This is a genomic window from Streptomyces sp. NPDC001220 (assembly GCF_053597895.1).
In genome coordinates, this window is sequence record NZ_JBSFJE010000043.1 from 1 (window position 1) to 11,500 (window position 11,500).

At 65.1% G+C, this 11,500-nt stretch carries 3 protein-coding genes; 1 reads left to right on the forward strand and 2 read right to left on the reverse strand.

Annotated features, from left to right (window positions below; translation table 11 throughout):
* Window positions 1–197: 197 nt before the first annotated feature.
* Window positions 198–614 carry a hypothetical protein gene (locus ACWDGI_RS43395; protein ID WP_450768570.1) on the reverse strand — a complete coding sequence of 139 codons (417 nt, stop codon included), beginning with the start codon at window positions 612–614 and terminating at the stop codon, window positions 198–200.
* 171 nt (window positions 615–785) lie between these two features.
* Window positions 786–6,815, reverse strand: a complete 6,030-nt coding sequence (locus ACWDGI_RS43400; protein WP_450768572.1) for an RHS repeat-associated core domain-containing protein — start codon at window positions 6,813–6,815, stop codon at window positions 786–788.
* Window positions 6,816–7,727: 912 nt separating this feature from the next.
* On the opposite strand from ACWDGI_RS43400, the gene ACWDGI_RS43405 reads away from it, so the two are divergent.
* Window positions 7,728–10,922: an FG-GAP repeat domain-containing protein gene (locus ACWDGI_RS43405; RefSeq protein WP_450768571.1), complete on the forward strand. Its 3,195-nt coding sequence runs from the start codon at window positions 7,728–7,730 to the stop codon at window positions 10,920–10,922.
* The last annotated feature ends 578 nt before the right edge of the window (window positions 10,923–11,500 follow it).

Consider the following 11,500-nt stretch of genomic DNA (forward strand, 5'->3'; position numbering starts at 1 on the left):
TACACAGGCCATCGCCCACGATCCAGGGCCACGCTCCCACGCTCCACCACGACACGACTACCCGGGCTGAGTCACAAGATCGTGTTACGAGCTCATACCCACTCTTCGCCTCAGTCGATTCGCGCGCAATAACAGATCGTCGCAACCCGGATGTTGGGCAACTGTGCGAATTTCTGGAGTGGCACCCGTGAGGGTTTTCAGAAGGGGCCGGTGTAGTACTGCTTGCGATCTTCGACCTCCAGGACTAGCAGTGGACCCGCGAATGACTTGAATCGGAGCCACGGCTCGATGTATCCGAGTAGATAGTCGGTGACACGCAGACTGACAAGGTCGAGCACAGCGGGACGCCCACTACCGAGAAGTTCCTCGATAACATTCGAACAAGTCTGCGCCAGGTCCGAGTCGAGCTCGCCCGTGGAAAGGAGATCTTTGAAAGCCTTACGGAGGAAGACCTCCGATACGACCGTATACATACTGACCTCGCCCGGCGTGTTCATCCAAGGTCTCTCATCTTCCTCGACCTCAGCAATGTCCTGATGGTACGCAGGGAGAAGCTCCCAGAGCACCCCCTTCACGAAGATGTTGTCATTGTCGCTGTCGCGCCACGAAGACATGTGCGGACCTTTCCGGGTTTCCGTAAAGTCGGTGAACAGCGAGAAGCCCCCCGCGTCGGACGTCCTTCCCGACCGTAAGGGGGCTTCTCGCCTACATTGCCCGGCCCATGCTACAGAAGATCACGGGCGTCGTGGTTCATGGGGCCGAGGTTTCTCGACTCACCTTTTGCCTTAGATGTAGTTCGGCTGGGGGCAACCGAGCATGCATTGCGCGTCCCCTGTCACGATGGATTTGATTCCGTCGATAATGAAGAGGACATCACCCGCGACGCTGAATGTGCCGATAATTTTTGGAAGCTTGCCGCTTTCTACAAGCTTCGGCGTTCCGACTTCGCGCCCCTGGTATGTATTAACTTTGAACTTGCTTCCGCTGACCTCGGCCATGGACGGATACTCGATCACTTTCTTCACGGCCGCCCGTATGTTTCCCTGGACCGCCGGGTTCCCCCTGATGTAATCATTGACTTTACCGACGTCGTCTATGGTGTCGAGGGCCGCGTACGCCTCCTTGGCCTCATCCAAGGCGATCTTTAGATCTCTGGCGTTCATTTTCATCTTTTCCTCTCCCTTGCGATTGCCCTCAATCAGTTTGGAGAGACGAGACAGGTTGTCGGCGACATCGGCAACGTGCCACTTGTGTCTTACCTGATTTCCTGTCTCCAGTTCATACAGCAGAGCCTCGCTGTTTTTTCCAGACTCCACCTGGGGAACGGTGCCTGGCTTCGGGTAGATGTCCTCAAGGATGCTCCTGAGCTCATCATTCTCGACGTCCGGGGCAACTGCGGGTGTTTTGGTGGACTTGGTGCTGCCGTTATCAGTCGATCCTGTCGTTCCTGCCCCACCACCGCCTCCCTTGCCCATGTTGACGGGCCCACAGTCTGTCCAACCCTCGCACGGATCGTGGTTCGGATTTTCCCAATGCGTACCCGTGGGGTCGCTGGCGGTGACCGGCGTGTTGTTGGCGTAGGCGTAACCGTTGAGGGACTGCGGGTCGGAGGGGTCAAGGAGTGGGTCGACGCTGATGAATCGACCGATGGTGGGGTCGTAGTCGCGGGCACCGATGTGGGTAAGGCCGGTGGTGGCGTCGATGTCGCCGCCGACGAATCCCTTCTGGCCGGGCCAAAAGGTGGAGGCGGTTCCGCGGGGTGCGCCGTAGGGGAGGGTTTTGCGGCGGTTGAAGGAGAGGGTGGTGGCGCTGACGGAGAGGTTGTTGGTGCCGTGGGGGTCGGCGACCAGAAGGCGGACCTTACCGTCGCTGCTGGTCCGGATTGCGGAGCCGCCGGGGACGCTGTAGTAGCGGGTGCCTGCGAGGGTGCCGGTGGATTTGGTGAGGGTGAGTTCCTGGCCGCCGGGTAGGTACAGGGTGGTCCCGGTGGGTTCCCGCTTGAGGATCCGGGTGCCTTCGGCGTCGTAGAGGAACTTGGTGGTGCTGCCGGAGATGGTGGAGGTGGCGAGTTTGCCTTCCTCGTTCCAGGTAAGACCCTGAGCGGCGCCGGTGGCGGGGGTCTTCGTGGTGAGGTTGCCGGCGTTGTCGTACTGGTAGTTGTCGGTTCCGGTGGCGCCGCCAGTGGCGGTGATGCTGAGCACGGCGTGCGGCCGGGGGGCGCCGGTGGTGGTGGGGTAGGTGTAGGTGCGGGTGGTGTCGGCGGTGATGGGGGCCGCCTTATGCTGGATCTCGGTCTTGCGGTCACCGGCGCCGGTGAAGGTCCAGCTGGTCCAGTAAGGGTCGACAGTGCCGAGTACCGGGGCGCCGGTGCCGTTCACGGGCTTGGTGGTGCAGGCGTCGCCGGTGGTCCAGGCCTCTGACAGGCGGCCTGCCCAGTCGTAGGCGAAGCACTGGTCGTCGGCCATGGTGCCGTCGTTCTGGTCGTCTCGGATCCGCGTGACGTTGCCGACCGTGTCGTAGGTGTACTTGATGTTCGACAGGGTCTGCGGGCTGGTCGTTTCGCGGTCGACGACGGCGGTCGCGAGCCGGTGGGTGATGGTCTCGTAGCTGAGGGTCTGGATGACGCGGGCGCCGAGGTTGCCGAGCTGGGCCTGAGCGAGTTCACCGAACGGGGTGTAGCTGGCTCCGCGCAGGTAGACCTGGGACAGGGTGCCGTCGACGATGCCGAGCTGGTCCTGGGCGCCGTAGTGACTGGTGACGGTCTCGGCAGGCAGCGCGGTGGTGGCGTTGGTGTTGGTGGTGCTGTAGGTGGCGGTGGCGGGCAGGCCGTTGACCGCGGTGGCGGTGGTGGTGCTGGTGTAGGTGCCGGCGAGCTTCTCCTCACCGGTCACCGACGGCACGGTCACCTTCGTGCCGGTTGGCTGGCCGGCCGAGTCGTAGCCCACGACTTCGGTCTTGTAGGCGGCTACAGGCGTGACAGTGTTGTCGTAGCGGGTGGAGGACGCGGGCAGGCCCTTGCCATTGAGCTTGCCGTCGGTGTCGGTGACGGTGTCGTAGGTCCACTCGGCGAGCTTCGTGCCCGTGATCGAGCCGATGCGCAGGCTGGTTTTGCGGCCGAGGTTGTCGTAGGTGGTGGCCAGGGTGGTGCCGGCGTTGGTGCTGGTTTCGAGACGGCCGTCGGTGTTGTAGGTGACGGTGGTGGTGCCCTTGTCCGGGTCGGTGCTGGTTTTCTGACGGCCGCGCAGGTCGTAGGTGTACGTCCAGCTGTTGCGGCCCGACGAGTCAGTGAGGCTGGTCAGCTGTCCGGCCTGGTCGTAGGCGTAGAGGGTCTTCTCGTACTGGCTGGCAGCCGCGCCGATGACGGGGGTGCGGTCCTTGTACGAGCGGTGTTCGACGGTGCGGCCGCGGATGTCTGCGATGTCCAGGCTCGCTGTACCACCGGTTGGCGGCAGCGTCGCCGTCCAGTCACCGGCGGTGGTGGTGCCGTAGGTGGTGGTGGTGCGCCACTTCTCCACGTTCAGCGACAGGGTGACGGCGGCGGTAGGACGCCCCCGGCCGTCGTACTCGGTGACGGTGGAGGCGGGAATCTGGTTGGGCGTCACCGTGAGGAGCGTGGTGGAGACAGGCTGATCGTTGTAGAAGGGGGCGTCGGTCTGGAAGGCGCGGCCAAGGGTGTCGTAGAAGGTGTCGGTGACGGTGCGGCCGGTGGTACCGATGGCGTCGGCCTGGGTCTGGCGCTGGCGCAGGAACGAGTCGTAGATCGCCACGGTCGTGCCCGAGGTGCCGTCTTCGTACAGCTTCTTCGTCGTCACCGTGGACGGGGCGGACGAGGTGATGTTGTAGGTGAAGGAGATGTTCGGGTTGCTGGTGGTGGCGCGGCCGGCACTCCATGCCTTGGTCAGGCGTCCCAGCGCGTCGTATTCGCTGGTGGTGGTGTGCAGGTTGGGGTCGGTCGCCCGCAGTGGCAGGCCACGCAGGCCGTCGAGCGTGGTGGTGCTGGAGAAGCCCTTGATGTTGGTGACAGTGACGGTGGTGGGCTGGGCGCCGGTGGGGGGATTGAAGGTGGTGGTGATGGGCTGACCGTCCTGCCCCTGGGTGGAGATCAGACGGCCGTACGAGTCGTAGCCGCTCTGGTTGGTGATCTCCCACACCAGTTGGTTGTTGCCGTCGAGCTTGGCGGCCTTTTCAGTTTTGGTCGCGTTGCCCTGACCCGGCTTTGGGGCGGTTCCCGGCGCCTGGCTGTCGTAGGAGATGCGGGTGGTATCGGTGATGTGGGTGTTTGCGTAGGTCAGGTTGCAGGTCGAGAGATCGGTGGTGGTGACCTGGGAGGGGTAGGCGATCAGCCAGTGTGTGGTGTCGGGCGTGACGTAGTCGGTTCGGGTGCACTGAGGCCCCACGCCGTTTGTGCTGTCGCCGTCGTCGCCCTCGGCGATGAGCAGACCGTAATCCTTGTCGTAGACGCGGGTCGTGGTCAGGGTGCGCCAGTGGGTGCCGTCGTCCTGCAGGGTACGGGCGGCCTCGGTGACGGTGCCCGAGTACCTAGCAATGGCGTCGGGCAGCGTCGGCCCCGGGGTGCCGGGTGTGTCGGGGTCGGTGATTCCGGTGATGTTCTGGGTGGCGGTGGGGTCGGATTCCCACGGGGTGTAGGTGGTCTTGGCGACAACCTTGCCGCCCACGCCGTCGGTGTCGTAGGTGCGGGTTTCGGCGGGCCGGCCGGCAAAGTCGTTACGGTCGGAGACGCCGTTGATGGGCACGGTGCTGCGGGTGGTGCCGTCGGCGAGGGTGTCGCCGGCCATGCCCTGGAAGTAGGTGGTCTCGGTCTTGGTGCGGTTGCTGGCCCCGGTGAGAGTGATCACGCTGGCGTAGCCGCGGAAGACGTTCCAGGAGCGCTGCTTGTCCAGGGTGAATTGTGAGTCGTCGCGCCGCCAGGCCGCGCCGCTGTACTGGTAGGTGGTGGTCTTCGACGCCGAACCGGTGCCCGCAGTGGTGTCGTCCTCAACGACCTGAGTCACCACGTACTTGTGGAACCAGTCCTTGATCGGATCGACCGCTCCATCGGGGGTCCACCACGACGGGAAGCAGCGCTTGGTGTTCTGGTCCGGGGTCGGCAGGGTGGTCGGGGTGCACTCGGTGGGGCTGTAGGTGACCAGTGTCTGGCCGCCGGTCTCGTTGGTGACCTGGGTGATGCGGTACTTGTTCAGCGGCGGCCGTCCCTCGGCCGAGTCCACCCGGTTCGGCATGGGTGTGCCGCCGAAGATGGTCTTCGTCGGCATGGTGATGTCAGCCAGGGCCCCGGCCTTGCCGGTGTGCTGAATCGAGTCCAGCCACAACGCGGGCTTGGAGACGTCTCCGGTGAGCGGGAAGGACTGGGTCAGCGTCCAGGTGTCGACCGGCTGCATCACGGAACCCTGCAGGGCGAAGGTGTTGATGTCGGTCAACCGCTTGCGGGACCAGAACGTCGGGGCCGCGGTCAGACACTGCTTGCCGCTCGTGCAGTCCAGATCGACCGGGGTGTCCGGCCAGTTGGTCGCGTGCGCGGTGTCGAACGTCCCGCAGTTGGACAGGCAACGATCAGCAACGCTGAAGGTCACCTGGCCCGCCGGGTTGGCCGTGCTATAGACGGCGCCGGCGCGCAGGCCGTAGTCAATGCGGTTCAGATACCCGCCGCGGATGTAGCTGACTGGCGTGTCGATCTTGTTGTTCTGCGCGTAGTACCCAGTCTCCTTGGTGTAGTACATCGCCATCGCGTTGTTGTGCGGGTCGACGACGTAGTCAAGGTTCCAGCGCCAGCCCTGCGTTGCCACCGAGGAGGCGAAGTCCGAGCCGTGGCCCGGCTCGCCGGTGTGGTTGCCGTAGACCGGCACGGTGAAGACCGAGTTCGTCTCCTCCTTGCCGGTGGTCCAGCCTGGCAGGCGGTTCTTCCCGAACCAGTACTGGGTGCCGTCGAGCGTCGTCAGCTTCCAGTACTCGTAATCGTCATCGCCGTTGACGTCATCCGGCGCGGAACCGTGAATGCGTTCGACGCGCGAGCCATCATCTGCGGCAAACTTCCACGTGTCCTTGCTGGCATCCCACACCAGGGCGGTGGACGTGCCGTTCAGTGACAGCGTTGCGTTCTCCGACTTCCAGCACAGGTCGCCGACCTTGTCGGTGTTGTTGCCGCCCTGCTTGTCGTTCTCACACGAGGCGTAGGTGCGCTCGATGTAGCCCGGCGAGTAGTCCCAGCCCTCACCGATCCACGACGTCTGGTTGTTCGTCGAGGAGGTGCGGCCGTCCACGGCGGAGGAGTTGTAGGACAGCGCGACCTTCGGCTGCAGCCCGCCTGGGGCTGAGGGCACCGTCATCGGCTCGCTCCAGCCGAAACCGCCAGAGTTTCCGCCCGCCGACCACGAACCGGACGGAGCAAGCGAGGTCGCCTTGAACGACCCTTCCCCGCCGTCAGTGCCAGCGGTGGCAGCCAGGACCATCATGCCGGCGCCCGCGGATACGGCCGTGCGCGTCGTCGGAGACGACGGGCTGGACACGGTGCGGGCCGTTGGGAGTGCCACGGTGGCGGTCAGGGTGCGGGCGGCGGTGTCGTTCTTGGTGGGCAGGGGCTCGCCGCGGCGGCACTTGGCTTTGCTGGGGGTGGTCAGTACGCAAGCGGGCATGCGCATCAGTCGCAGGCGGGAGGACCAGCCGGCGCCGAACGCAGACGCGATGCGGGAGTAGTCGACCTGTACGTCAGCGGTGCTGGCTCCGGCTGCGTCGGTGCGCTGGACCGACAGCAGCAGCCCTTCCACACCGGCCCGCTGAGCGGTCTTGCGGTCGGCCATGGCCACGCGGACTCGCTCGGGCGCCGTCGGCAGGCGGTGGCTACCGGGTCGGGAACCGGCGGCGAGGGCAGTGGGCTGGCCTACACGGACCGGCAGCGCCCCCGCCTGGACGCCGTGCCGGCCACGCGCGGCCTTCGCATTGGCTCCCGAGGCTGCAGCAGGCAACACCACGTCAGCATGGCCGCCGTCTGGCCAGGTCAGCCGTCCTGGTGGATGCCAGACGTTTCGCTGTGATGGCGCTGGCTTAACCACCCGTCGGGAGACGAGGTCGCGGCCGGTCACAGACGTGGTCTTCTGCATGGACCGGACAGAGAACTTCTCCGTGGGCGACGCTGCCGCAGGCGCCGAGAGCAGAGAAACAGCGAGTGCTGCCGAAATCAGGCCCACGGATGCGACGCGAGCGCGGCGCGATCCATGTACAGGCCGTGGATATTTAGAAAATGGCATGGCAAAGCCACGACGGAACCACATGTGAATATCCCACCCCTAAATCTGCATCACATTGAAGATCAAGCAAATCAAAGCGGAGGCACAGGCATCTGACAAGAGGCGCAAGTGAATCATCCGCTCGCGCCCCGATTCTCACCTGCAGAAATCCATTCCGGATTGGAGCATTAAGGATCAAGCTCCTGATCTGCACAGATGCAGCAAAATATGACCGAAGCGCCCCAAGTCCACACGCCAAGTCGCGAGCACTTGGAGCGTGTTGAATTTCACATTCTGTCCCTTGGGGCACGGCGGTCGACGAAATCTTTTGGAATATGGCGTCGGTTGAATAATCTGCGGTCTCAAGCACGATTCGCGTGCGCTTCAGAAAGGCGCCTCATGGCAGACCCGCGACCGACGGGCCGCAGAAGACGTTCGATAGCGTTCCTTCTCACTCTCGGCCTTCCTTTGACGGCCGTCACCTCCTTGACCCTGCCCACGACTGCAGCGGCGGATGACAGCCCAGCGCCCAACCCGCCCAGTTCAGAGGCTGAGGCGTTCGCCCTGGCGGCGAAGACCAGGCAGCGGACCGAGATCATCGACCAGCGCGAGGAGTCGGCGGAGGTCTTCGCCAACCCGGACGGCACCACCACCCGCCGGCAGTACTCCACCCCCGTGTGGAGCAGATACGAGGGCATATGGGAGAAGGCCGACGCCACGGTCGTCGAGCACCCTGACGGCACGGTCGGCCCGGCATCTCCCACCTTCGGCATAGCCTTCTCCGGCGGCGGCACCAGCCCGCTGGCAACCCTGACCAAGGGCGACAAGCAACTGTCGCTGTCATGGCCCACAGCGCTGCCGCAGCCCGTGCTGGACGGCAACACCGCGCTGTACAAGTCGGTCCTGCCGGACGTGGACCTCAAGGTGATCGCCGAGGTCGACGGGTTCTCCGAGCACCTGATTGTTAACACCCCGCAGGCCGCCGCGAATCCGGCAATGCAGTCCATCAAGCTCGGCGTTGCCACCAAGGGTGTCACCCTGGCCGACGACGACAGCGATAATCTCACCGCCACTGACGCGGTCGGGAATGTCGTCTTCAGCGCGCCGAGCCCGAAGATGTGGGAGCAGCCGGACGCGACCGACGAGCAGCCCACCGGGTTCAGGTCTGCTGCTTCGGCCAGCATGGCTGCAGCCGGCGCCGTCGACGAGCCGGAGAGCGCGCCTGTGGCCGCAGACGTCTCTGGTGACACGCTGACGCTGACTCCGGATCCCACGCTGTTGGCGACGGCGGATCAGTTTCCGCTCGTGGTGGATCCCGTGTTCACGGGTGGTTACCGGGAGAAGTGGGCCGTGGTCTACTCGGCCACCCCGTCTGACGCTTACCCCAACGGTTCTGGGTGGCACTCCGGCACGCCGAGCGATGAGCCGCGGGTCGGCTTCAACGACACCGGTGCCACGCGGTCCTTCTTCGCGATGAACACCGACGGCCTGAAGGACGCTGACATCCTCGACGCCACCTTCAGTGTCGTCGAGACCCACTCCTGGGGCTGTGACGCCTCCGTCGCCGGGCCGACCGAGCTGTGGTCCACCTCCAGCATCAGCACCACCCCCACCTGGAACAACCAGCCAGACTGGGTCACGAAACTCGACTCCGACTCCTACGCCCATGGCAACCCCACCTACTGCCCGGGCGACTTGGGGCACGACTACAAGACCGCCGCGCTGACGACCTACGTCCAGCAGGCCGCCGACAGCGGGGCGGGCACCGTGACCTTCGGCCTGCGCGCCCCGTCCTCGTACGAGGACGACCACAACAGCTTCAAGCGGTTCACCAACTCCCCAGCCCTGGAAGTCACCTACAACTACAAGCCCACGGTCGCCGACCACGATGCCTTCGAGGGCTCCTGGAGCCCCAGCGGGGACGGCAACAAGCCGGTGCCCTGCGGTGACGTCATCGGCAACAGCGGCCTCGCCATGACCGCCAAGCTCGCCGACAAGGACGGCGGCAAGGTTACCGGCTACTTCTCCGTCACCAATACCGCCACCAACCAGCCGGTGAGCTTCCCGTCCGGCTACCCCAGCTCGGACCAGGTCTCCAACGGCCAGACCGCCTCCGTCGTCATGCCCGCCTCCAAGCTGCCCACCGGCTCCTACAGCTGGAAGGTCCACGCCGTCGACGAGGAGGACACCGACAGCGGCTACACCACCAGCTGCGCCTTCCGCGTCGACAAGATCGGGCCCACCGACCCGGTCGTGGTGACGAACACCGACGGCACCGCAGCCGATGAAGCCACCGACAAGTACCCAGGGCGCAAGACCGTCCAGCTCAAGCTGTACAACTTCGCCACCGACGTCGCCGGCTTCTGCTGGACCCTGGACAGCTACCTGTCCGCCTCCAGCACCCGCTGCGCCAACGGCACCTGGGTCGCCGTCGGCGCCGATCACCACACCGCCACCATTAACGTGATCCCCAGCGGCTGGCCGTCCAGCACCCTGCACGTGGTCGCCTACGATGCCGCGGACAACCACTCCCCTCTCGACAAGGTCGTCGACGCGACCACTCTCAGCACCACCCCGTCCGCCTTCGTCTACGCCTCGGACAAGGATCCAGGTCAAGGCCTGGCCCACCAGGACCTGCCCGGGGACCTGAATGGCGACGGCTACGCCGACATGGTGGCCACCGACAACACCGGCAAACTCCGTCTGTACGCCGGCGACGGCACCGGCCACGTCGCAGCCTTCCAGACCGTCGGCAACAGCGGCTGGACCGGCGCCCTCATCGCGCACCGCGGCGACCTCGTCAACTTCGCCAGCCCGACCCAGTCACCTGACGGCTACGAAGACTTCCTGGTACGCCTCAGCAACAACAAGCTCTACCTCTACGGCGGCAACGGCCTGGGCAGCCCCAACTACAACACCCGCCGCGAAATCGTGCACCCCGGCACCCCCGACTGGAGCGGCCTGATCCAGATCATCGCCCCCGGAAACATCGACGGGATCCCCGGCAATGACTTCATCACCACCGAATGCAGCGCCTGGGACACCAACGGGAACTGCACCAACGCGAAGCTCTGGCTCTACAGCGGTAACGCCGCCGCCGACGGATCACAGGATCAAACCGAGCCCTTCCTGCTCCAGCCGACCGAAATAGGCGGCAGCGGCTGGATGACATACACCAACCTCGCCACCGGTGATGTGAACGGCGACGGCGTGGACGACATCCTCGGCCGCAAGCCCTCCACCGGCCAGCTTCTCCTCTACCCCGGCGTCCACACCGGCGCCTGCTCCAACACTCCCGGTGTCAGGGACTGCACCTACTCCCTCCAGACCCCGCCCACCACGTACGGCTCGAGCGGCTGGCAGAACCGCCCCCACCTGGCCTCCCCCGGCAACATCCAGGGCACGGTCAGCACGCGCACCTACAGCGACCCGGACGCCGGCACGGACATCACCTACCGCCAGTTCCAGCCCACCTCCGGTGACACCTACGGCGACCTGTGGGCCACCACGCCGGCCGATCCCAACTACACCGTCAACTACGTGGACGACACCGGCACAGCCCAGACCACTACCTGCCCCAGCGGATGTCTGCTCTTCTACCCCGGCAGAGCCACCGCGCTGACAAGTCCCCACCTCGTCGGCAGCAGCAACTGGGAGGTCTCCATCACCGGCATCTTCTAGAGCACCGGCCGGCACACACCGAGACGCACCTCCCCGCTGCCGGATCAAAAGGGGTGGTTCCTGGCGATGCCAGGAACCACCCCGGCGCACAGCCCGAACAGTGCCGCCGTGGCCACACCGAAGCGTCAGCCACAGCGTTCCCATCCAGTAACCTCTGTTGCCGGCAGCACAGTTGATCATTCCTGCCATCACTCGCGGCACTACATCTACCGCTCACCAGTCACCTAATTACAAGACACCCGTGCCGCCATCCCAGAATCCATCCCGAGCAGGAATTGACGCATTCTCAGATGGTCGGGTTGAGGTGGGGTATCGTCCCAGAATCTAGCCCATCGTCAAGTTTGACGCTCCGTCAGGGTCGGGCGAGACGGCGGGAGTCCGGGCCACCCCCTCACTACTGCTGCCGCTTTTTGCCTGACTGCGGAGCTGTCAGGCCCCGGACCAGCGCGGAGCGTTGGTCCGGCAGGCCAGGCACGGAGTGCCTGGCCCCTCCGGGCGGAGCCCGGGGGTGTCCGGCGCGCAGCGCCGGTAAGCGTCGCGTAGCGACGCCGCGTCGTGTCTGCGGAGCAGACCGCGCG